Annotated in this window: 20 protein-coding genes and 1 riboswitch; of the genes, 11 read left to right on the plus strand and 9 right to left on the minus strand. The window is 72.7% G+C overall.

Translation table 11 applies throughout. The annotated features are described in order from the left end of the window. Positions 1-292: 292 nt before the first annotated feature. From C2142_RS06975 to C2142_RS06985, 3 genes are read right to left on the minus strand one after another with little or no spacing between them, the layout of a single operon-like run. Entirely contained in the window at positions 293-1,369 is a 1,077-nt protein-coding gene (locus tag C2142_RS06975; protein WP_148642245.1) for a low specificity L-threonine aldolase, read from the minus strand. Next, positions 1,366-2,112 carry an SDR family NAD(P)-dependent oxidoreductase gene (locus C2142_RS06980; protein ID WP_148641573.1) on the minus strand — a complete coding sequence of 249 codons (747 nt, stop codon included), beginning with the start codon at positions 2,110-2,112 and terminating at the stop codon, positions 1,366-1,368. The genes C2142_RS06975 and C2142_RS06980 overlap by 4 nt, the downstream gene beginning before the upstream one ends. Beyond that, positions 2,109-3,509, minus strand: a complete 1,401-nt coding sequence (locus C2142_RS06985) for a DUF6421 family protein (RefSeq protein WP_148641574.1) — start codon at positions 3,507-3,509, stop codon at positions 2,109-2,111. Before C2142_RS06985 ends, C2142_RS06980 begins: the two co-directional genes overlap by 4 nt. A gap of 478 nt (positions 3,510-3,987) precedes the next feature. On the opposite strand from C2142_RS06985, the gene C2142_RS06990 reads away from it, so the two are divergent. From C2142_RS06990 to C2142_RS07010, 5 genes are all read left to right on the plus strand, one after another. Beyond that, complete coding sequence (locus C2142_RS06990; RefSeq protein WP_148641575.1) at positions 3,988-4,857, plus strand: ABC transporter substrate-binding protein; 870 nt, start codon at positions 3,988-3,990, stop codon at positions 4,855-4,857. A gap of 161 nt (positions 4,858-5,018) precedes the next feature. Beyond that, complete coding sequence (locus C2142_RS06995) at positions 5,019-5,903, plus strand: amino acid ABC transporter permease (protein WP_241003130.1); 885 nt, start codon at positions 5,019-5,021, stop codon at positions 5,901-5,903. Further along, the gene (locus tag C2142_RS07000; RefSeq protein ID WP_148641576.1) at positions 5,900-6,673 is read left to right on the plus strand and encodes an amino acid ABC transporter ATP-binding protein; all 774 of its coding nucleotides are present in this window, start codon (positions 5,900-5,902) and stop codon (positions 6,671-6,673) included. The genes C2142_RS06995 and C2142_RS07000 overlap by 4 nt, the downstream gene beginning before the upstream one ends. Positions 6,674-6,815: 142 nt before the next feature. Next, entirely contained in the window at positions 6,816-7,415 is a 600-nt protein-coding gene (locus tag C2142_RS07005) for a DUF5134 domain-containing protein (RefSeq protein ID WP_148641577.1), read from the plus strand. A 338-nt stretch (positions 7,416-7,753) separates the two neighbouring features. Continuing rightward, positions 7,754-8,701, plus strand: a complete 948-nt coding sequence (locus C2142_RS07010) for a M56 family metallopeptidase (RefSeq protein WP_148641578.1) — start codon at positions 7,754-7,756, stop codon at positions 8,699-8,701. A gap of 142 nt (positions 8,702-8,843) precedes the next feature. Here the strand turns inward: C2142_RS07010 and C2142_RS07015 are convergent, their stop codons facing one another. Beyond that, a complete protein-coding gene (locus C2142_RS07015; RefSeq protein ID WP_206670925.1) occupies positions 8,844-9,275 on the minus strand; it encodes a MarR family transcriptional regulator in 432 nt (143 codons plus the stop codon). Positions 9,276-9,362: 87 nt separating this feature from the next. On the opposite strand from C2142_RS07015, the gene C2142_RS07020 reads away from it, so the two are divergent. Together C2142_RS07020 and C2142_RS07025 are read left to right on the plus strand one after the other, a co-directional pair. Beyond that, positions 9,363-10,913: an MFS transporter gene (locus C2142_RS07020; protein WP_148641579.1), complete on the plus strand. Its 1,551-nt coding sequence runs from the start codon at positions 9,363-9,365 to the stop codon at positions 10,911-10,913. A gap of 219 nt (positions 10,914-11,132) precedes the next feature. Continuing rightward, positions 11,133-11,738, plus strand: coding sequence for a TetR family transcriptional regulator (locus tag C2142_RS07025; protein WP_241002425.1), 606 nt, complete (start codon positions 11,133-11,135; stop codon positions 11,736-11,738). A gap of 90 nt (positions 11,739-11,828) precedes the next feature. On the opposite strand, the gene C2142_RS07030 is transcribed toward C2142_RS07025, so the two are convergent. Continuing rightward, positions 11,829-12,695, minus strand: a complete 867-nt coding sequence (locus C2142_RS07030; RefSeq protein ID WP_148641581.1) for a helix-turn-helix transcriptional regulator — start codon at positions 12,693-12,695, stop codon at positions 11,829-11,831. Positions 12,696-13,112: 417 nt separating this feature from the next. Here C2142_RS07030 and C2142_RS07035 point away from each other — a divergent pair, with 417 nt between their 5' ends. After that, entirely contained in the window at positions 13,113-13,643 is a 531-nt protein-coding gene (locus tag C2142_RS07035) for an ATP-binding protein (protein ID WP_241002426.1), read from the plus strand. A 354-nt stretch (positions 13,644-13,997) separates the two neighbouring features. On the opposite strand, the gene C2142_RS07040 is transcribed toward C2142_RS07035, so the two are convergent. After that, positions 13,998-14,243 (minus strand): DUF397 domain-containing protein, encoded by a 246-nt coding sequence (locus tag C2142_RS07040; protein WP_148641582.1) that lies wholly within the window; start codon positions 14,241-14,243, stop codon positions 13,998-14,000. Between the two features lie 514 nt (positions 14,244-14,757). Between C2142_RS07040 and C2142_RS07045 the strand changes: the two genes are divergently transcribed. Beyond that, complete coding sequence (locus C2142_RS07045; protein WP_241002427.1) at positions 14,758-15,678, plus strand: hypothetical protein; 921 nt, start codon at positions 14,758-14,760, stop codon at positions 15,676-15,678. 85 nt (positions 15,679-15,763) lie between these two features. Here C2142_RS07045 and C2142_RS07050 read toward each other — a convergent pair whose 3' ends face one another. Together C2142_RS07050 and C2142_RS07055 are read right to left on the minus strand one after the other, a co-directional pair. After that, positions 15,764-16,447 carry a hypothetical protein gene (locus C2142_RS07050; RefSeq protein WP_148641583.1) on the minus strand — a complete coding sequence of 228 codons (684 nt, stop codon included), beginning with the start codon at positions 16,445-16,447 and terminating at the stop codon, positions 15,764-15,766. Beyond that, a complete protein-coding gene (locus C2142_RS07055; RefSeq protein ID WP_148641584.1) occupies positions 16,363-17,862 on the minus strand; it encodes a hypothetical protein in 1,500 nt (499 codons plus the stop codon). The genes C2142_RS07050 and C2142_RS07055 overlap by 85 nt, the downstream gene beginning before the upstream one ends. Before the next feature lie 352 nt (positions 17,863-18,214). Then, positions 18,215-18,415, plus strand: a riboswitch (cyclic di-AMP (ydaO/yuaA leader). Between C2142_RS07055 and C2142_RS41460 the strand changes: the two genes are divergently transcribed. Both C2142_RS41460 and C2142_RS07065 read left to right on the plus strand, forming a co-directional pair. Then, positions 18,402-19,676 (plus strand): transglycosylase family protein, encoded by a 1,275-nt coding sequence (locus tag C2142_RS41460; protein WP_148641585.1) that lies wholly within the window; start codon positions 18,402-18,404, stop codon positions 19,674-19,676. (Overlaps the previous riboswitch by 14 nt.) A gap of 180 nt (positions 19,677-19,856) precedes the next feature. Continuing rightward, entirely contained in the window at positions 19,857-20,057 is a 201-nt protein-coding gene (locus tag C2142_RS07065) for a hypothetical protein (RefSeq protein WP_148641586.1), read from the plus strand. A gap of 58 nt (positions 20,058-20,115) precedes the next feature. On the opposite strand, the gene C2142_RS07070 is transcribed toward C2142_RS07065, so the two are convergent. Beyond that, entirely contained in the window at positions 20,116-21,135 is a 1,020-nt protein-coding gene (locus tag C2142_RS07070) for a LacI family DNA-binding transcriptional regulator (protein ID WP_174315595.1), read from the minus strand. Between the last annotated feature and the right edge of the window lie 25 nt (positions 21,136-21,160).

A 21,160-nucleotide genomic window follows, 5' to 3' on the forward strand; every position in this document is an offset into this window, starting at 1 on the left:
GAGGCCGGGGATGTCAACATATCTGGCGTTGACTTTTGGCACGCTGTTGAGTTCTCAAGGAACGGACACTTCCTTCGGACCGCCTTCCAGCGGGCCCTCCGGGCGCTTCGTTCTTTCGTGTTCCCAGCTTATCAGACGTTTTCCGCTCCGTTTTCCGGAGTTTCATTCATCGGATTCGCTTTCCGCCGCCCCTCTCGGTGCGACTCCGGAACTGTACGGGGACCGCCCCGCCACATGCAAATCGCCCCGCCCTGCACCGGCAGGACGGGACGATCAGCAGTTCGGGCACGCGTCAGGCGCGGCCCATCTCCTCGGCAATGGCAGCCGCGAAGGCGTCGATGTCGGCCTCCGTGGTGTCGTACGAACACATCCAGCGGACCTCGCCGGTGTGCTCGTTCCAGAAGTAGAAGCGGTAACGCTTCTGCAGTCGCTCGCTGACCTCGCGCGGGAGGATCGCGAAGACCGCGTTGGCCTGGACCGGGCGGACGACGGTCACGCCGTCGATGTCCCGGACGGCCGCCTCCAGCCGGCTCGCCATGGCGTTGGCGTGGCCGGCGTTGCGCAGGTAGAGGTCGCCCGCGAGCAGCGCCTCGAACTGGACCGAGGCGAAGCGCATCTTCGATGCCAGCTGCATCGAGGTCTTGCGCAGGTACTTGATGTTGCGGACCTTCTCGGGGTTGAGCACGACCACGACCTCGCCGAAGAGCAGGCCGTTCTTCGTGCCGCCGTACGAGAGCACGTCCACGCCCACGTCCGTGGTGAAGGCGCGCAGCGGCACGCCGAGCGAGGCGGCGGCGTTGGCCAGGCGCGAGCCGTCCACGTGCACGAGCATGCCGTGCTGGTGGGCGTGCTCGACGATGGCCCGGATCTCCTCCACGGTGTAGAGGGTGCCGAGCTCGGTGCTCTGGGTGATCGAGACCGCGAGCGGCTGCGCACGGTGCTCGTCGCCGAAGCCCCAGGCCTGCTGGTCGATGAGCTCGGGGGTGAGCTTGCCGTCCGGGGTGGGGACGGTGAGCAGCTTGATGCCGCCCATCTTCTCGGGCGCGCCGCCCTCGTCCACGTTGATGTGGGCGGACTCGGCCGCGATCACCGCGCCCCAGCGCGGGAGCAGGGCCTGGAGGGCGACGACGTTGGCGCCGGTGCCGTTGAAGACGGGGTACGCCTCGGCCGTCTCGCCGAAGTGGCGGCGGAAGACGTCCTGGAGGTTCGCCGTGTAGTCGTCCTCGCCGTAGGCGACCTGGTGGCCGCCGTTGGCCAGGGCGATGGCGGCGAGGATCTCGGGGTGCACGCCGGCGTAGTTGTCGCTGGCGAAGCCGCGGACGGCGGGGTCGTGCCGCCGTACCGCGTCCGTGCGGGTGGAGTCGGTCATCGGGCTGTCAGCCACAGGTGCTGTCCGTTCAGTTCTGCTGCGGGGCGGTCCCAGAGGCCCGCCAGGTTCTCGGCGAGGTCGGCGGTGTCGGTGAAGCCGGCGAACTTCGCGTCCGGCTTCTCGGCACGCATCTCGGGACTGACCAGCGCCTTGATCACCAGGATCGCAGCCGCGGCGGTGGGCTCGCCGTCCTCGGCGGTGGTCTCCTTCTTGAAGGAGTCCGCCATGGCGAGGGTCCAGGCCTCGGTGGCCGCCTTGGCGGCCGCGTAGGCGGCGCCGCCGGCGGTGGGCTTGTGGGCGGCCGAAGCGGAGATCATGGCGTAGCGGCCGGACTCGCTGCGGATCAGGGCCGGCTGGAAGGCCAGCGAGGTGTGCTGGAGGGTGCGCACCACGGTGTCGTGCAGGAAGTCCCAGTCGTCGATCCGGGTGTCGAAGAACTTCTTGCTGCCGCGCCAGCCGCCGACCAGGTGGAAGAGGCCGTCGACGTGGCCGTGCTCGGCCTCCAGGTGGTCGGCCCAGTCGTGGACCTCCTGCGGGTCGAGCAGGTCGATGACCTGCCCGCTGACCCGCGCGCCGGGGACGGCGGCCCGGACGGCGTCGAGGGCCTTCTCCAGCCGCTGCGCGTCGATGTCCGCGCCGATCACGGTGGCTCCGTCGGCGGCGAGGCGGCGCAGGACCGCCTGGCCGGCCGGGCCGCTGGCTCCGGCGACGGCGATGACCTTGCCTGCGAGGTTCGCGCTCATGCGGCGACTCCCTGGATGCCCGCGCCGGTGATGCCGGTGGTGGAGGCGATGACGCCACGGAGCTTCTTCGAGAGGGCCTCGAAGAACATGCTCAGCGGGAACTCGTCGGGGAGGACGGCGTCGCACAGCGCCTTGTTGAGCGCCTTGCCGTCGGTGATGTCGAGCGGCAGTGCGTCGGTGCCCTTCGCCCAGGTGGAGGCGGGGTGCGGGGTGAGGTAGCGGGAGACCAGCTCGTAGGCGGCGATCCAGTGGGCCGGCTTCGGGCGGTCGATGCCGTCCCGGTACAGGGCCTCGATCTCGCCGCAGAGGGCGTTGGTGACCTGCGGGGCGCGCTCCCAGTCGATGGTGAGGCGGTTGTCGCGCCAGCGCAGCGCGTCGTGCTTGTGCAGGTAGGCGAAGAGCAGCTGGCCGCCGAGGCCGTCGTAGTTGCGCACGCGGTCGCCGCTGACCGGGAAGCGGAACATCCGGTCGAACAGGACGGCGTACTGGACGTCGCGGGCGTGCGGGTTGCCCTCGGCCTCCAGCTTCACGGCCTCCTTGAAGGTCGTGAGGTCACAGCGGAGCTCCTCCAGGCCGTACATCCAGAACGGGCTGCGCTGCTTGATCATGAAGGGGTCGAACGGCAGGTCGCCGTGGCTGTGGGTGCGGTCGTGGACGAGGTCCCACAGGACGAAGGTCTCCTGCGCGCGCTGCTGGTCCTGGAGCAGGCCCTCGGCGTCGGCCGGGATCTCCAGGCCGAGCTGCTCGACGGCGCTGGTGGTGACGGCGCGGAAGCGGGCGGCCTCGCGGTCGCAGAAGATGCCGCCCCAGGTGAAACGTTCCGGCGCCTTGCGCACGGCCACGGTCTCGGGGAAGAGGACGGCGGAGTTGGTGTCGTAGCCTGCCGTGAAGTCGGTGAAGGTGATCGGCACGAACATCGGGTTGTCGAAGCGGGTGCGCTCCAGCTCGGCCAGCCACTCCGGCCAGACCACGTTCAGCAGGACGGCCTCGAGGTTGCGGTCCGGGTTGCCGTTCTGGGTGTACATCGGGAAGACGACGAGGTGCTCCAGGCCGTCCTCACGCTGGTCCGCAGGCTGGAAGGCGAGCAGCGAGTCCAGGAAGTCGGGCTCCCGGTAGCCGGTGTCGGCCCACTTCGCGAGGTCCGCGTCGACGGCCACGAGGTACTCGGCGTCGTGCGGGAAGAAGGGGGCGAGCTCCTCGACGGCGCCGCGCACGGTGGCGACCAGCGGGTCGACCGTGTGCCGCTGCACGGCGGCGAGGTCGATCGAGCCGTCCTTGGACTGGAGCGGGCGCAGGGCCTCGACGGCTTCCTTCAGGCGCAGCCAGGCCGGGTGGCCGGCGAGGCCGGAGACCGGAGCGTCGGCCGCCACAGCGAGCTTTGGCGAAAGATTCTGCATCGGGGACTCACTTCAACAGGAGGGTTTTCAACGAGACCACCATAAGTACGAAAGGTTCTCCTGTTCAAGAGGGGGCCTACCGACAGATCTCCCGTGACCGGGGTGTCCACCGGCCGACGGCCGGATGTCCGGCATGTGGACGGGGATCTGGATCTTCTGGACAGATGCACCGTGGGGATGCGAACCTCCCGCCATGCTCCCGGCGGTGACCCTGGTGGCCCGGCGCCACATCGACCTGCTCCGGGTGCCCTCGTGTTGTCGCGCCTTCTGCTGCGCGCGCGGCCTCTGCTGCCGCTGCTGCTGATCCGGCTCGGGGGCGCCGCGGACGCGGCCCCGTACGCCGACCATGCCGCCTGCGTTCCGGCGCCGCCACCGGGGGGAAGTGACCCGCCTGGGTGCGGCCCCGCCCGGTGCCCGGCCGCCCGCCCCACGCCGTTCCCTCCCCGCCCTGCCCGGTCCCTCTCCCAGGAGCCCTGTCATGACCTCCCTCCGCAAGCCGTTCGCCGCTCTGCTGGTCGTCGCCGCCGCCGCGCTGACCGCCTGCGCCCCGCAGGACACCGCGTCCGACGCGGGCGCGACCGCGTCGGGGACGGCCGGCGGCTGCGCGCCGGGCGCGCTGGCCACCCGTACCGCGGGGACGCTGACCATCGGCACCGACAAGCCGGCCTACGACCCGTGGTTCACCGAGGACAAGCCGGAGAACGGCAAGGGCTTCGAGTCCGCGGTGGCGTACGCGGTCGCCGAGAAGCTGGGCTACCCCAAGGAGAAGGTGTCCTGGATCGTCGCGCCGTTCGGCAAGGCCACCACGCCGGGCGCCAAGGACTTCGACTTCGACATCAACCAGGTCTCGGTCAGCGCCGAGCGCAAGCAGGCGGTGGACTTCTCCTCCGGCTACTACGACGTGCGGCAGGCCGTGATCGCGCTGAAGAACTCCAAGGCCGCCTCGGCCAGGAGCATCGCCGACCTCAAGGGCGCCAAGCTGGGCGCGCAGGTCGGCACCACCAGCCTGGACGTGGTCACCAACACGATCAGGCCGAGTACCCAGCCGGCCGTCTTCGACTCCAACGACCTGGCGAAGGCCGCGCTGAAGAACGGGCAGATCGAGGCCCTGGTGGTCGACCTGCCGACGGCGTTCTACATCACCGGCGCCGAGGTGACGGACGCCCAGGTGGTCGGGCAGTTCGAGGGCGCGGCGCAGGGCGAGCAGTTCGGGCTGGTGCTGGACAAGGGCTCGAAGCTCACCGGCTGCGTCAGCCAGGCCGTGGACGCGCTGCGGGCCGACGGCACGCTGGCCAAGCTGGAGAAGCAGTGGCTCTCGGACGCCGTCTCGGCACCCGTGCTGAAGTGAGCGACCCCGCGATGAGCACCGACCCCGCGATGAGCGCCGACCCGACGGTGAGCACGGCCCCGACGGTGAGCACGGCCCCGGCGATCGGCACCCGGCCCGCGGCGAGCCCGGACCCTGCGGTGGGCACGAAGCCCGCGGCGGGCACGAAGCCCCCGAGCGCCGTGCCCGGGAAGCGTGCGCCGGAGGACGCGCCGGGCGACGGCTACCGCCCGTCCGAACGCCGGCTGGCGCACGAGGCGTACCGGCGCGGCCGGGCGCAGCGTTCGGCGCTGATCGCCGGGGTGTCGACCCTGGCGACCGCGGTGGCGCTGTACCTGCTGGTGGTCAACTCCCCCGGCTGGGAGGCGACCCGGAAGACCTTCTTCAACGCCCACTACGCCCGCCAGGCGCTGCCCGAGGTGCTGAAGGGGCTGCGGATCAACCTGGAGCTGATGCTCGGCTGCGGGGCGCTGATCCTGGTCCTCGGCCTGCTGCTGGCGGTGCTGCGGACGCTGCGCGGGCCGGTGTTCCTGCCGGCCCGGCTGCTGGCCACGGCGTACGTCGACTTCTTCCTCGGCCTGCCGATGATCATCTGCCTGCTGGTGATGGTCACCGGTGTGCCGGCGCTGCGGCTGGCCGGGGTGACCACCGATCCGATCCTGCTCGGCGGCGCCGCGCTGGTGCTGACGTACTCGGCGTACGTCTCGGAGGTGTTCCGGGCCGGCATCGACGCGGTGCACCCGAGCCAGCGGGCGGCGGCCCGTTCCCTGGGGCTCAGCAACGCCCAGGCCATGCGGTACGTGGTGCTGCCGCAGGCGGTCCGCCGGGTGGGGCCGCCGTTGCTGAACAACCTGGTCAGCCTGCAGAAGGACACCGGGCTGGTGTCGATCGGCGGGGCGATCGACGCCGTCTACGCGGCGAAGATCATCGCCGGCCGCTCGTTCAACTACACCCCGTACATCGTCGCCGGACTGGTCTTCATCGTGCTGACCGTCCCGCTCACCCGGTTCACCGACTGGCTGACCCGCCGGATGAACCGCCGTCAGCACCAGGGAGGTGCGGTATGACCACCTCCGGGACGGTGCGGCCCGACGTGCTGCGGCTGGAGTCGGTGCGCAAGACCTTCGGTTCCCAGGTGGTGCTGCGCGACGTCGGCCTGACGGTGCCCGAGCACTCCGTGACCGCACTGATCGGGGCGTCCGGCTCCGGCAAGTCCACGCTGATGCGCTGCGCCAACCTGCTGGAGCGGATCGACGACGGCGCGATCTTCCTGGACGGCGAGGAGATCACCGACCCGCGGACCGACGAGGACGCCGTCCGCCGCCGGATCGGCGTGGTGTTCCAGTCCTACAACCTGTTCCCGCACCTGACGGTGCTGGAGAACATCACGCTGGCCCCGCGCCGCGTGCACCGGGTCGCCCGGGCCGAGGCCGAGGCGAAGGCGCTGGCGCTGCTGGACCGGCTCGGGCTGGCGGCCAAGGCGGCGGAGTACCCGGACCGGCTCTCCGGCGGGCAGCAGCAGCGCGTCGCCATCGTCCGGGCACTGGCCACCGGGCCGCGGCTGCTGCTGCTCGACGAGATCACCGCGGCGCTGGACCCGGTACTCGTGGGCGAGGTGCTCGCGGTGGTGCGGGACCTCAAGGAACAGGGCATGACGATGGTCATCTCCACCCACGAGATGGGCTTCGCCCGCGAGGTCGCCGACCAGGTCTGCTTCCTGGACGCCGGCGTGGTGCTCGAACAGGGCCCGCCGGAGCAGGTGTTCGGCGATCCGCAGGAGGAGCGGACCCGGCGGTTCCTCAGCCGGGTGGTCGCCTCGGGACGGCTCAACCCGTAGGCCCCCGGCCCCGGACGGGTGCCTGCCGGAGTGACGCACTCCGGCGGGCACCACCGTGCGCCCCTGTGCGCGCCCTGCTGCACACGGCCCCGAGCGGTGATCGTGGACGGTACGCCCGTCCGCGCCGTCCGGGAGGCCGCCGTTGCACGGACCAGTCCTGGTCAGCTGGCTGCTGGCCCTCCTCACCGCCGCCGCCGGCGGCTACTGTCTCACCCGGCTGCGCCGCTCCCCCTGCACCGACGGGCCGGCGACCGGTCGGCTGCACGCCTACGAGTCCGACGCCGCCGAGGCGTTGATGGGGTTCGGGATGGCCGTAATGGCGGTCTCCGGGAGCGCCGTGCCCGCCGCGGTCTGGGCCTGGGTGTTCGGCGCCCCGGCGGTGGCCTTCCTGCTGGCCTCGGCGAGCGGCCCGGCCCGGCGGGCGCACCGGCTGCACCACGCGATCGGCGGGCTGGCGATGACGTACATGGCCCTGGCGATGGGATCGGCGCCCGGACACGGTCACCACCATGCGGCGAGCACGGGGACGCCGCTGCTGACCGGCGCGCTGCTGCTCTACTTCGGCGGCTACTCGCTCTGGGCCGGCACCCGGCTGCTCGCCGCCCCGGCCGGGCGGCCGGCGGTGGGCCCCGGGGGGACGGCGGTGGCCGTCGCGGGCCCGACGGCGGTGACCGCGGGGCTGCCGCGGGCCTGCCGGCTGTCGATGGGCATCGGCATGTTCGCCATGCTCCTGACGATGTGACGCGAACGGCGACCGGGCGCGGGGCAGCCGGGCAACGGTCGTGACCGTGAAACGCGGTGAGCCGTGCAGCCAGCGTCACCGGGAACGCGGTGAGCCGTGCAGCCCGCGTGAGCGCGGTGAGCGGTGAGCGGTGCACCGCGAGCGACCCGTGAAACCCGACGAGCCCGGGACCGCGAGCAGCCGTGGAGCGTGCGCGACCGACCGATGCGCCCGCCCGCCCCGGCCGCGCGTGGCGTTGGTCACCTGGTGGCCGAAAGTCGTTCCACCGGGCGCCGGCAGCGCTTAGGTTGGCAGGGAGCGCGTTGTCGCGTTCCGTGCGTACTCGGGGAGCCCATGCCATGACGGCCCTGCTCGGCCTGCTGCTGCTCGGACTGCTGCTCTCGACCGTGGCGCCCCGGCTGTTGGCCCGGGCCCGCTGGGCGGAGCGCGAACCCGTGCTGGCCCTGCTGGTCTGGCAGTGCCTGGTGGTGGCCGTGCTGCTGTGCTGCGCACTGAGCCTCGTCCTGGCCGCCTCCGCCGCACTGCCCGAGCTGCGGGCCCTGGTGTTCGCGGGCGCGCCGCACGGCGTGGAGGCCGCGTACGGGCTCCAGGACGGCGAGGGCTGGGGGCGGCTCTGTGCCGCGGTGCTGGCGGCGGGCGGGGTGCAGACCCTGCTGGCGCTGACCCGGGAGGTCCGCTCGGCGAAGGCCCTGCGCAACCGGCGGCACGCCCAACTGACCAGCCGGGCGCCCGAGCTGCCCGAGTCCATCGACGCCCTGCGGAGCCGGCGGGAGCGCCTGGTGGTGCTGGAGAACGTCCGGCCCGAGGCCTGGTCGCTGCCCGGCCACAACTCCCGGCTGGTGGTCACCACCGGGGCTCTCCAGCAGCTGACCGACCGGGAGTTGGCGGCCGTGCTGAGCCACGAGCGCGGACACGTCCGGGCCCGGCACCACTGGCTGTCGCAGTGCTCCCAGGCGCTCGCCTCGGGCTTCCCCGGTGTCGGCGTGTTCAGCGCCTTCCGGGACCAGGTGGGCGAGTTGGTGGAGCTGGCCGCGGACGACCGGGCGGCCCGCCGGCACGGCCGGCACACCACCGCCCTGGCACTGGCCGAACTCAACCTGGGGCGCGGGGTGTTCGGCTCCTGCCCGCCGGGGCTCGCGCAGTCGCCGAAGCGGGTGGACCGGCTGCTCGCCGGGCGGCCCCGGCTGCCGGTGACACACCGCCTGCGGCTCACCGTGGCGGCCCTGGCCGCCCCGGCGGCGGCCGTCCTGCTGGCCGCCGCACCGGGGCTCTCCACCCTGCTCTAGCCCCACCCGGGACCCTGTTCCATCCCCGCCCGGGAACCATCCCGGTCCCGCCCGGGCTCCAGCCCCGCCCGGCCCGCACCCCGGCCCGCACCCCGGTCCCGCACGGGAACCACCCCGGGCCGGCAGGAGAGCCTGCGGACGGTCAGCCCTGCGCGGAGCAGCCGCCCTCCAGCGGACCGCCGAGGGTGAGCGCGAGCACCTCGCGGTGCAACGGGCGGGCCTCGGCGTAGCGCCGGCAGCCCTCCTCGGTCAGTGCGACCTGGATGCCGCGCCGGTCGTCCGGGCACATCGCGCGCGTCACCAGGCCGGCCTTCTCCAGGCGGCCGATCAGCCGGGAGAGCGCGCTCTGGCTCAGGTGCACGGTGTCGGCCAGCTCCTGGACCCGCAGCGTGTGGGCCTTGTCCGCGTTCCGCTCCTCGACCAGGCGCTCCAGCACCTCGAACTCGCTCATGCCCAGGCCGTGCTTCTCGCCCAGTTCACGGTCGAGCAGGCAGGCGGTAGCGGCATGCCTGGCCAGCAGGTCACGCCAGGACGCGACCAGGGCCGTGTCCGCGATGGAGTCGAGTTCAGCCACGCCGCCACGGTATCACATGCGCATGAACCTTATGCATTCACATCTTATTCATTTGCATTGAATGCACGCGCATGTAGTGTCCTCCGCATGACCACCGCGACCGTCACCACAGCTGACGAACCATCAACGAGCGGGCCGAACTGGACTCCCCGCCTCTGGGGCACGCTGATCGTGCTCTGCGCCGCGATGTTCCTCGACGCCCTGGACGTCTCCATGGTGGGCGTCGCCCTCCCGTCGATCGGCTCCGAGCTCCACCTCTCGACCTCCGCCCTGCAATGGGTGGTCTCCGGCTACGTGCTCGGCTACGGCGGCCTGTTGCTGCTCGGCGGGCGCGCCGCCGACCTGCTCGGCCGCCGCCGCGTCTTCCTCGTCGCCCTGGCCGTCTTCGCCGCCGCGTCGCTGCTCGGCGGCCTGGTCGACGACGGCGGGCTGCTGATCGTCGCGCGCTTCCTCAAGGGCGTCAGCGCGGCCTTCACCGCGCCGGCCGGCCTGTCGATCATCACCACGACCTTCGCCGAGGGTCCGGCCCGCAACCGCGCGCTGTCGATCTACACCACCTGCGGCGCCAGCGGGTTCTCGCTCGGCCTGGTGCTCAGCGGCCTGCTCACCTCGGTCGGCTGGCGCTGGACCTTCCTGATGCCCGTCCCGGTGGCGCTCCTGGCCCTGGTCTTCGCCGTCCGGCTGCTCCCCCGCCCGACCGAGGAGCGGGCCAAGGGCGGGTACGACGTGCTCGGCGCGGTCACCGGCACCGCCACCGTGCTGCTGCTGGTCTTCACCGTGACCGAGGCGCAGGGCGCCGGCTGGCTGAGCCTGCGCACCCTCGGCTCGCTGGCCGTGGTGGCCGCGCTGGCCGCCGCCTTCCTGGCGGTCGAGAGCCGCACCGCGCACCCGCTGGTCCGGCTCGGCATCTTCCGCAACGGCTCGGTCGCCCGGGCCAACGTCATCGCCTTCACCATGACCGGCGCCTACGGCGGCTTCCAGTTCGTGGTCACGCTCTACCTCCAGCACCTGCTCGGCTGGTCGGCGCTGGAGATGGCGCTCGGCCTGCTCCCGGCCGGGGCGTTCATCGCGCTCTCCGCGCCGCTGATGGGCCCGATCGTGGACCGCTTCGGCACCGGCCGGCTGCTGCCGATCGGCCTGCTCGCCCTGGTCGCCGCGTTCGCGCTGTTCCTGCGGCTGGACGAGCACAGTTCGTACCCGGCCCTGGTGCTGCCGTCGATGATCCTGCTGGGCGTCGGCTTCTCACTGGCCTTCCCCTCGGTCAACATCGCCGCCACCGACGGCGTGGCCGACGAGGAGCAGGGGCTGGCCTCCGGCCTCGTCAACACCGCGATCCAGGTGGGAACCGCGGTGGTGCTCGCCGGGGCCACCGCGATGATCACCGCGGGCAGCGCCGGCGGTGACGGCGCCCAGGCGCAGCTGGACGGCTACCGGCCCGCGCTGGTCTTCGTCACCGGGGTCGCACTGCTGGGCTTCCTGATCGCCGCGGCGGGTGCGGTGCTCGACCGCCGAAAGAAGGCAACCACCGTGTCGGTGGCGGACTATGATTATCCGTCAGCAGACCTTGACGGCGGCCGGAACGGCGGCCCGGACGGTGATCTGGACGACCGGCGGGGCGGGATCCTCACCAAGAGCTGAACGCCCCCGCGACCGACCCCTCGCCTCCCGGGCGGGCACCGGCTCCACCAAACCCCCGTGTTGGTGGAGCCGGCGCCTCCGTACGATCCGGCCCGTGCGCGCCCTGCCGCGTGCGGTTGCCGCGGTTCGGCCTCTCGCCCCGCCAGTATATTGGCCGGGAGCCAACGAACGTACGGAGCAGACACGATGGCACCTCGCGGGGATTCGGTCAATGAGGAAATGCGCCAACGCTCCCGCCGGCGCATCATGCACGCCACCGTCGAACTCGTCGACCGGCACGGCTACGCCGGCACCACCCTGGGCGACATAGCCGAGCGGGCCGGACTCGCCCGCGGACTGCTCTCCTACTACTTCGACGGCAAACGGCTGCTGATGCAGTCGGCGACCCACCGGATGATGCACCAGACGCTCTCGGCGGCGCTGGGCGAACTGACGCCGGACGCCACCCCGGAGGCCCGGCTGGCCCGGGCGATCGACGCGGTGCTGGGGCTGGCGATGGACCACCCCCGGGTGATGCGCTCGCACCTGGCGCTGATCCTGGACCCGGACGCCGGTGCGTTCGTCCAGGACCCGGAGCAGCAGCAGCTCGGCGCCATCCTCCAGGGGCTGCTGCGCGACTGGGGCGCGCCGGACCCGGTCGCCGAGCACGCGGTGCTGCGCAGCGCGCTGATGGGCGGCTGCATAGGCGTGCTGCTGCCGGGCGCCGAACTGCCGCTGGCCCCGATCCGGGCCGACCTGTTCCGCCGCTACGACCTGGACTGGCGGCTCGGCCGGCCGCCGCAGCGGACCCCGCCGGAACGCGAACGGCCGCCGGCCCGCGGCTGAGCGTGGGGCCCGGCGGGCGTGGGTGGGCGTCGGCCGGCGGTGCTCCGCGTTCCGGACCCGTCGTGCGTCCGGCCGCCGTACGGCGGGTTGTCAGCGCTCCTTGAGGATCGACGCGAGCAGGTCGATGGTGCGCTCGGGCGTGAGGCTGTCCACGCAGAGCCGCTCCATGACCTGGATGTACGCGTCGACGTCGTCCCGCTTGTCGAGGTAGAGCGCGCTGGTGAGCTGCTCCAGGTAGACCACGTCGGCGAGGTCCTGCTCGGGGAAGCGGAGGATGGTGAAGGCCCCGGACTCGCCGGCGTGCGCGCCGAAGCGGAACGGCATCACCTGGATCACCACGTTGGCCTGCTCGGCGACGTCGATCAGGTACTGCACCTGACCGCGCATCACCTTCGGCCCGCCGACCGGGCGGCGCAGCGCGGCCTCGTCGATGACGGCCCAGAGGCGGGGGCTGTTGCCCTCGGCGAGCAGCTTCTGGCGGCGCAGCCGGAGGCTGACCCGGCGTTCGACCTCCTCCTCGCTGATCACCGGCCGGCTCTGGCCGAAAACCGCCCGCGCGTACTCCTCGGACTGCAGCAGCCCCGGGATGAACTGCACCTCGTAGGTGCGGATCAGCGCGGCGGCCTCCTCCAGGCCGACGTAGGTCTGGAACCAGCCCGGCAGGACGTCGTTGAAGCTGTGCCACCAGCCGGACTTGTTGGCCTCGCGGACGAGGCCGAGCAGGGCCTCGCGCTCGCCGCCGTCGTCGACGCCGTAGAGGCTCAGCAGGTCGGCGACGTCGCGCTCCTTGAAGCTGACGCGGCCGAGCTCCATGCGGCTGATCTTGGACTCGGAGGCGCGGATCGCGTAGCCCGCGTCCTCGCGTGTGATGCCGCGCGTCTCGCGGAGCCGGCGAAGCTGCGAGCCGAGGAGGATCCGGCGGACCATCGAGCCGCCGCCCGGCTGAACTGTGGTCATGCGGTCGAAACCTCCACCTAGGGCAAACAGCGCACAGTCTGCCATCAGTTGAGCGCTCACGGTGCCGATACTGACGGATGTTCCTATCAGTTCTGCACCTCTCACACCAGGATGCACGTGCATTCGGCTCTTGCATATGCCATTTGAACAACTGCACGTGAATCGACTCTTGCATCTGCAGTGAGCGCAGAGGACCATGGTGCACGTGCACCTGCACATCCCTGGCAATCCCGCGGGCTCCGCGTCGACCCCACGCGCGACTCCGCGCACCAGCCCGGCAGCGCCCCCGCGCCACCGGGCGTTCGTGTGCGCGCGCGCCTGGTCGAGGGGGCGGCCGTGCGGCCGAGCGAGTCGGAGGTGACCGGCATGACCCCGGCGGGTCCAGCCGTGTCCGCCCCCTTATGGGAGGAGCTCTTCATGAGCACCGGTACGGCCTTGGCAGTCGATCCCCATGTGGTCACCTGTACGCTCGCCCCTCGCTACGAAGCCGTCAGAACCGCGCGCGACTTCGCCAGAACAGCTCTTCAGCGCTGGGGACTGGACGAGCTGTTCGACGATGTCGCGCTGGTGGCCTCCGAGCTGGTGACCAACGCCCTGCGGCACGCGATCGGCGCGCGCCCCGCCGCGGCGGGCAGCGCACTCGACGACTACGACTTCCCCGTCCAGCCCACGGCCGACGGACGGCTGCCGATCCGAATAAGCCTGGTGCACCGCGCACCGCAGGTGGTCTGCGCGGTCAGCGACCCGAGCAGCATCGGGCCGGTGGCCCGGGAGGCCGACTTCGTCGCCGAATCGGGGCGCGGGCTCCACCTGGTGGACTCCTTCAGCCGTTCCTGGGGCTGGCACCCGCTGGGCAGCGGCAAGGTGGTCTGGGCGCTGTTCGAGGCGGAGCGCACCGTCCTGAACGCCGTCCCCGAGCTCGGCGGCCGGCACCGCCGCTCGGCCTAGCAGCAGGACGCACCGCCCGACCCGGCAGGGATCACGCGGCTCCGCGGCGGCCGCGGGACACGGCGCCCGGCGGGATCGCAGGAGACGGCGTCCGGCAGGCCCCGACCCGGCCCGACCACGGGACGCCCGGGCGGGTGACGGCGACCGGCCCGCCACCGGCCGGCGGACCCCCGGGGGACCACACCACCCGGGCGCGCGGCCGCGGCTCACGCTCTCCCGGTCCGCCCTCGACGGGCGCACCCCGGACGGCGCAGGAGCCGGACAACACGACAGCGACAGGACAAGCGGACAAGACAAAGGCCGTCGCGGTGTCAGCACCCACGACGGCCCCCCGATGGAGAAGGCGGCGGCCGGTCAGACCGCCAAGTGGTCGAACTCCCCGTCCTTGGCCCCCAGCAGCAGCGCGGCGATCTCGGCCCGGGTGTAGATCAGTGCCGGACCGTCGGGGAAGCGCGAGTTGCGCATCGCCACCTCGCCCCCCGGGAGGGCGGCGAACTCGACGCAGTTGCCCTGAGAGTTGCTGTGCAGGCTCTTCTGCCAGACCACGTCCTTGAGGTCCGCAGCCGCCATCCCGTTGTACGCGTCGTACGTGTTGTGCATAGAAATCTCCCGAAGAGCTCCGGAGTGGTCGTCCAGCTCGGCGCCCCGGCACAACAGCCGAACGGCTGGGCCGGCCCCGTACCGGCCCGGCACAACGCCTCACTTGACGTGATGATAGCTCCAGTGCACGTGCATCAGCACGGGACGGTGCAGGTGCACGGGCCGTTCGCCACCAAACTGCAACTCTTCACGACCCCACCACCTGACGGCACGTAAGCGGACATAGCCGACTGAATCGGCGGACCGCCGATAACCGCCCGTAGGCGGCCCCCCGCTGAATGTTGATCTTCGAATGCCGGGAGTCGCACTCCCGTGACCCTCCGTCAGGCGCCACCGCGCCTGTGAGACATCTCACGCGACGGGGGTGCAACGCGGGGGTCCGCCAGGCGCGTCACAGAAGATGTCCCGGGCGCGCGGGGGTTTGGCAGAGTATGTCCGATTTTCGGGCGGCCCGCCCGTCCCGATGCGGCAGCCGACTGCAGGGTGGGCGGCCAGATGTCCTACGATCTCCGCCATGAGCACCGCAGCCATCCCGGGCGCGCCACTGCCCGTCCGCACTCCAGGCTCCCGTGCGCGGGGGCGCCACCGCCGCCCCGAGCGCCCCGAGATCCCGGCCGGTTCCCCGGCCCTGGTGCTCGCGGTGCCCGCGACAGCCGGGCCCGAGTCCCGTTCCGTGGTCGAGGAACTGCTGTCCATCGTGCGCAGCGAGCAGAACGGCGTGCAGACGGCGGCCGGCTACCTGCCGGGCGACACGGTCGAGGGCGAGTCCGCCGGCACCGCCGGTGACGAGCGCACCGTCGCCGAGCTGCTGGCGCACGCCGCCGAGGCGGGCCTGCCCGCGCCGGTCGTGGTGCCGCTGCTCCCCGGCCCGCACGGCTTCCTGGCCGACCTGCACGCACTCGCCGCCGAGTACGGCGCCCACGTCACCGACGTGCTGGGCCCGCACCCGCTGCTGGCCGAGGCCGTCCACGTCCGGCTCTCCGAGGCCGGTCTGGCCCGCGCCGACCGCGCCCGCCTGTTCGCCATCGCCACCGCCGCCGACGGCGTTGTGCTCACCACCGTCGGGGGCCAGGAGGCGGCCGACGCTGCCGGGATCACCGGCATGCTGCTGGCCGCCCGGCTGGCCGTGCCGGTCGTCCCCGCCGCGCTCGACGTACCGGGCTCGGTGGCCGCCGCCGTCGCCCACCTCAAGGAGATGGGCGCCCAGAACCCGGCGCTGGCCCCGCTGGTGATCGGTCCCGAGGCCGACTCCGAGCTGCTCGCCACGGCCGCCGAGGAGACCGGCTGCCCGTCCGCCGCCCCGCTGGGCGCGTACCCGACGGTGGGCCAGCTGATCGCCTCCACCTACCTGGCCGTGCTTCCGGCCGCCGACCCCGAGGCGCACGCCGAGGAGTCCGCGGTCGAGGAGGGCGGCGGGCGGCACGCCGCCCAGTAGCAGCCCGCTGCGGACAGACCGCACGAAGGGGCCCGGAGCGCACTCCGGGCCCCTTCGGCCGTCCTCTCCCGTCCTCTCCCGTCCTCTAGCCGCCCACCCGGCCGGTGGGTGCGGCGGCGTCCTTGAGGCCCAGGGCGGGCGTCTGCACCGGCCGGGACTGCGCGGCGAACGAGGCCACCGGCGTACTGCTCGCGTTCCACTGCGGCTGCGCGGTTGCGCCGCCGTCCGCCCGGCGCACCTGGAGCACCTCGGACTGCCCGGCCCGGCGCAGCAGGATGTTCCTGGGCGGCCCGGACTCCGGGTCGACCCAGAGTTCGTTGCCGCCGAACTCGCAGTCCAGCACCAGGACGTCGTCCGGCTTGCCGTCCGGGGTGGCCCGGAAGGCGACCCCGGCGCGGCGGTAGCCGGTGAACCGGCTGCGGCTGAAGGTGACGGACTCCCCGGCGAGTTCGTGGTGGGCGGTGGAGACGGCGAAGTCGCTCTGCCCGGCGGCGTCGATCAGCAGGCCGTCGAACAGGCTGCCCTTCTCCCTGCCGAGCGCGTGCAGCGCCACTCCCCCGGCGGCGTTCCCGTGGAGCACGCAGGCGGTGTAGTCGAAGTCGTTGAGGTAGGCGCCGTGCTCGATGCCCCAGCCGCCGTTGTGGTAGGCCGCGAACTCGGTGACCACGTGGTGCTGCCGGGCGTTCAGCCAGACGAAGACGCCGTTCTGCAGGTTGTTGTGGGCCAGGCAGCACTGGAAGGTCCAGACCCCTCGCTGTTCTCCGGCCACTCGAAGCCGGAGGCCCCGTCGGCGCCCTGGACGCCGACGGCCACGCAGTCCAGCGCCTTGCCACCGGTGCCGGCGCCCAGGTTGAAGCCGGTCAGCCGGTAGGCCCGCGGGTTGGGCTCCAGCACCGTGCGCGAGGCGACGCAGGACTCGTAGACGATGTCGTCGGAGGGCTGCTGCGGAGTGCGGGTGTCCGGCGGGCCGTCCCACCAGTAGGCGTCCTCCCAGGTCTCGTGGCTGATGCAGCTGCGGAAGGTGATGCCGTGGCTGGCGTGCGGGACGTACGCGTGGTTGCCGGCGTCGCGGACCACCACGCCCTCGACCACGGTGCCCCGGGTGGCGTCGCCGAGCAGGTGGAAGTGGAGCCCGTACCGGCCGAGGACGGGGGCGGTGACCGGGACGGCCCCGTCCGGTCCCCTCCAGGTCTCCCCGGTCTCGGCGCGCGGGCCGACCCAGCGCAGCGCGGCGTGCCGGACGTCGGCCCGGCGGGAGCTGGTGATGTGGACATGGGCACGCCCCTCGGCGCTGCCCTCGACCCGGACGCCACGGGTCAGGTTGAGCACCTCGGCGCCGACGGTGACGCCCCCTCCGGCCGAGACCCGCGGGTGCGCGTACTTCAGCGGCGCCTCCAGGGTGACGCCGGATCCGCCGACGGACCGGACGACGACCAGGTCGTAGCGGGTGGAGGAGCCGTCCTCGTCCGGCGGGCCGGTCGGGGTGACGGCCAGTTCGTCGCCGGGCCGCCAACCGGCGGGCGGGGCGGCCAGGGTGACGGTGGTGTCGCCGGCCCGCAGCCCGCCGGCGGCGCGCACCCAGGCGGTCCTGGCGGCGCCGTCCAGCCGCAGGTACCCGGCGCCGGTGACCCAGAGTCCGACGTCGGTGTCGACCACCTTCATGCCGTCGCCCCGGAACCGCTTCTCGTCGACGGCCGGGAAGCGCAGGGTGTGCACGGCGGTGTCGTCGGGGGCGAGGGCGAGGGTGCCGCGGACCTCCACGTTGCCCGCCGAGGCGAGGGTGACGGTGCGGCCGGCGGCGAAGGTGAGGGCGCCGCCCGGTTCGACCAGCAGCGAGGCGACGGTGGCGTCGGTGTCCAGCAGCACCTTGTCGGTGATCCGGACGGCGCTCTGCGGGCCGGGCACCCTGCCGCCCCAGCCGGCCGGGTCGGACCACGGACGGCCGTTCTGGTCGACGGCGGGCGCGGCGGCGGGCTGCCCGGGCGCGGCGCCCTCCGCGGCGCCGGCGGAGGGCGGCGGTGCGGCGTCGCCGTGGTCCATGGCCCCGTCGCCTCCCGTCCCGGCCAGGCTCGTGGCGGTGCTCCCGGCGGCGACGGGCGCCGTGGGACCGGTCGGCGAGCGTCGCAGGGCCTCCTCGCCGCCGATCGCCGCGAACACCGTGCCGACCGCGAGCCAGCGCAGCATTGTGCGGCGGCTTAAGGGAGTTCGGGCACATTCAGGCGGGATGTCCGGTCTGCGATGGTTTGCCCGGCGATGTGCTCCGCGGGGCCCGGCGGCCGGCCGGCCCGCGTCCGGCTCCTCGTCCATGGCCATCGTTGCGTAGCCCTCCCCCCAGACGGCTGCGTCGGTCCCGACCTTCTGAAGCATAGGCAGTTGCATTGACCGCGGCGGGCGTTGCGCGAAAACAGTCATTTCCGATCATGGTGGACAGCCTTTCCCCGGGCTTTCCGCAAACCGTGACGAGCATCACACATGTTTGCGGTTTGAACTTAAGTCTGCTTAACGTGCTCCCCGTTCGTGGCCACACGGACCCAGCTCATCCGCAACGCCGAGTCCTGCCGTCGGGTGCGCTGGCAGCGCAGAACGCACCACGGCAGGAGCGGGGGAACCACAGGTAAGTCGCCCCGGACCGGTCCTCGTACCGGTTCAGGGCTAGGGGTGAAGCCGCGTCCACAGCGCGGCCGGGCAACTCCAGCCCGAATCCGACAGCTCACCTCGCAGGCGTGGGAGAGGACCGCGTCTTCATGCTGCCCACCAACGGCACCCGCCTGTCCAGCCGCACCCGCCGCGCGATCGCCACCCTCGGCGTCGTCGGCATCGGCCTCACCGTCCCCTGCCTGACCTCCGGCACCGCCTCCGCCGCCTCCGTCGCCACCTGGGACAAGGTCGCGCAGTGCGAGAGCAGCGGCAACTGGAGCATCAACACCGGCAACGGCTTCTACGGCGGCCTCCAGTTCACCAACAGCACCTGGGCGGAGTTCGGCGGCACCGCGTACGCGGCCCGCGCCGACCTCGCCACCAAGGACCAGCAGATCGCGATCGCCGAGAAGGTGCTCGCCGTCCAGGGCCCCGGCGCCTGGCCCGTCTGCTCCGTCCAGGCCGGCCTGACCCAGGGCGGCACCCCCGCCGCCGTCAACACCACCACGGCCGCCAAGCCCGCCGCGCAGACCCCGGCCCCGGCCGCCGCGCCCGCCGCGCAGGCCCCCGCCGCCAAGCCGGCCGCGCCGAAGGCCGACCAGGCCCCGGCCTCCACCGACTCCGCCAAGCCGCAGGCCGGCCAGAACTGGTCGAAGAAGTGGCAGGACAAGGCCGCCTCCAACGACTACACCGTCGTGGCCGGCGACTGGCTCACCTCGATCGCCGACAAGAACAACATCCAGGGCGGCTGGGAGCGGCTGTACGAGCTCAACCGCTCCACCCTGACCAACGGCCCGCACGTCATCTACCCCGGTCAGCACCTGACCCTCGGTGACCGCGCCCAGGCCTCGGACGAGTCCGGCAAGGGCTTCGACTGGTTCGACCGGACCTCCGGCAACTCCGGCCAGGCCGCCACCGCCAAGCCCGCCGCCCAGACCCAGGCCCCGGCCGCCAAGCCCGCCGCCCAGACCCAGGCCCAGGCGCCCGCCCAGGCCGCCACCGGCAGCATGGCCGCCGCGGTCGCCTTCGCCGAGTCGAAGGTCGGCCAGGCGTACGTCTACGGCGGCACCGGCAACGGCGGCTGGGACTGCTCCGGCCTGACCCAGGCCGCGCTGCGCGCCGCGGGCGTCTCCATCCCGCGCGTCGCCGCCGACCAGGCCGCCGCCTCCACCCACGTCTCGCTGGACGCGCTCAAGCCGGGCGACCTGCTGTTCTGGTCCAACAACGGCCAGGACTCCGGCGTCTACCACGTCGCGATCTACGTCGGCGACGGCTCGTACGTCGAGGCCGCCAACCCGAGCGCGGGCGTGCGGACCGAGACCATCGCCAACTGGGCCCCGGACTTCGCCGGCCGGGTCTGATCCCCGCGCGCGGCTCCCGGGCCCGCGCAGGTACGCCGCAGCCCCCGGGAAGAGTCTGGTCGCTCTTCCCGGGGGCTGCGGCCTGCCCGCCCACGACAGCGGGTGCGGGGCCGGTGGAGGCCGTGGTGGAATCGGGGCGCAGCGGGCATGCTGCTGCTCCGCACCCGAGAAGGAGTCACCATGGCCCAGGTCACCGTCACCCTCGACGCCAATCTCGCCATCGACGTGATGATGCTCGCCGGTACCCGGAGCCCGCAGGACGCCGTGGAGCTGGTCCTGCGCGACTACCTGGCCCGGGGCCGGCGCACCGGGAGCCGGACCGGCGACGCCGTCGACGGCCGGGGGTCGGGCCACGAACGCCCGACGGCCCAGGAGGGCTGACGGACGCACGACCGGGGCCCGGAGAGCGGATCGCTCTCCGGGCCCCGGTCGTGGTCGCTCAGCGGGCGCCTGCGCCCGTGGAACCGCGCATCACCAGCTCCGGCTGGAACATGAACTCCCCGCGCTGGGCGGCGTTCCCGCCGACCTCCTCCAGCAGGGCGTCTACGGCCGCGGTGGCCATCGCCTCGACCGGCTGGCGGATGGTGGTCAGCGGGGGCTCGGTGAACGCTATGAGCGGCGAGTCGTCGAAGCCGACCACCGAGACGTCCTGCGGTACCGAGAGCCCGCGCTGGCGCACCGCCCGGATCGCACCGAGCGCCATCATGTCGCTGCCGCAGACGATCGCGGTGCAGCCCTTGTCGAGCAGCGCGCCGGCCGCCGCGTGCCCGCCCTCCACGCTGAACAGCGTGTGGTGGACGAGGTCCTGGGCCTCCTCGGCGGTCCGGCCGAGCACCTCGCGCATGGCCGCGGTGAAGCCCTCGATCTTCCGCAGCACCGGCACGTACCGGCGCTGCCCGACGGCCAGGCCGATCCGCTCGTGGCCGAGCTCGGCCAGGTGCTGGACGGCCATCCACATCGCGGCCCGGTCGTCCGGCGAGATGAACGGCGCGTCGATCTTCTCGCTGAAGCCGTTGATCAGGACGAACGGCACCTGCCGGCCGGTCAGCCGGGCGTACCGGTCGTGGTCGGCGGTGGTGTCGGCGTGCAGGCCGGAGACGAAGACGATGCCCGCCACGCCCCGGTCGACCAGCATCTCCACCAGTTCGTCCTCGGTGGAGCCGCCGGGCGTCTGGGTGCAGAGCACCGGCGTGAAGCCGTGCCGGCTCAGCACCTGCTCGATCACCTGCGCGAGCGCGGGGAAGATCGGGTTGCTCAGCTCGGGGGTGATCAGCCCGATCAGGCCCGCGCTGCGCTGGCGCAGCCGGGTCGGCCGCTCGTAGCCGAGCACGTCCAGTGCCGCCAGCACGGTCTGCCTGGTGGCGGCGGAGACGTTCGCCTTGCCGTTGAGTACGCGGGAGACGGTGGCTTCGCTGACCCCCGCCTGTGCCGCGATGTCTGAGAGTCGCGCCGTAGTCACGGTCCCAGAGCCTATTGCAACCACG

Source organism: Streptomyces sp. CB01881, assembly GCF_002953255.1.
GTDB lineage: Bacteria > Actinomycetota > Actinomycetes > Streptomycetales > Streptomycetaceae > Kitasatospora.

What these genes read in the sequence shown, in the direction of transcription:
- C2142_RS06975 (WP_148642245.1), bottom strand. Translation starts at nt 1,369, where the DNA reads ATGACCGACTCCACCCGCACGGACGCGGTACGGCGGCACGACCCCGCC.
- C2142_RS06980 (WP_148641573.1), bottom strand. Translation starts at nt 2,112, where the DNA reads ATGAGCGCGAACCTCGCAGGCAAGGTCATCGCCGTCGCCGGAGCCAGC.
- C2142_RS06985 (WP_148641574.1), bottom strand. Translation starts at nt 3,509, where the DNA reads ATGCAGAATCTTTCGCCAAAGCTCGCTGTGGCGGCCGACGCTCCGGTC.
- C2142_RS06990 (WP_148641575.1), top strand. Translation starts at nt 3,988, where the DNA reads ATGACCTCCCTCCGCAAGCCGTTCGCCGCTCTGCTGGTCGTCGCCGCC.
- C2142_RS07000 (WP_148641576.1), top strand. Translation starts at nt 5,900, where the DNA reads ATGACCACCTCCGGGACGGTGCGGCCCGACGTGCTGCGGCTGGAGTCG.
- C2142_RS07010 (WP_148641578.1), top strand. Translation starts at nt 7,754, where the DNA reads ATGACGGCCCTGCTCGGCCTGCTGCTGCTCGGACTGCTGCTCTCGACC.
- C2142_RS07020 (WP_148641579.1), top strand. Translation starts at nt 9,363, where the DNA reads ATGACCACCGCGACCGTCACCACAGCTGACGAACCATCAACGAGCGGG.
- C2142_RS07025 (WP_241002425.1), top strand. Translation starts at nt 11,133, where the DNA reads ATGCGCCAACGCTCCCGCCGGCGCATCATGCACGCCACCGTCGAACTC.
- C2142_RS07030 (WP_148641581.1), bottom strand. Translation starts at nt 12,695, where the DNA reads ATGACCACAGTTCAGCCGGGCGGCGGCTCGATGGTCCGCCGGATCCTC.
- C2142_RS07035 (WP_241002426.1), top strand. Translation starts at nt 13,113, where the DNA reads ATGAGCACCGGTACGGCCTTGGCAGTCGATCCCCATGTGGTCACCTGT.
- C2142_RS07040 (WP_148641582.1), bottom strand. Translation starts at nt 14,243, where the DNA reads ATGCACAACACGTACGACGCGTACAACGGGATGGCGGCTGCGGACCTC.
- C2142_RS07045 (WP_241002427.1), top strand. Translation starts at nt 14,758, where the DNA reads ATGAGCACCGCAGCCATCCCGGGCGCGCCACTGCCCGTCCGCACTCCA.
- C2142_RS07055 (WP_148641584.1), bottom strand. Translation starts at nt 17,862, where the DNA reads ATGCTGCGCTGGCTCGCGGTCGGCACGGTGTTCGCGGCGATCGGCGGC.
- C2142_RS07065 (WP_148641586.1), top strand. Translation starts at nt 19,857, where the DNA reads ATGGCCCAGGTCACCGTCACCCTCGACGCCAATCTCGCCATCGACGTG.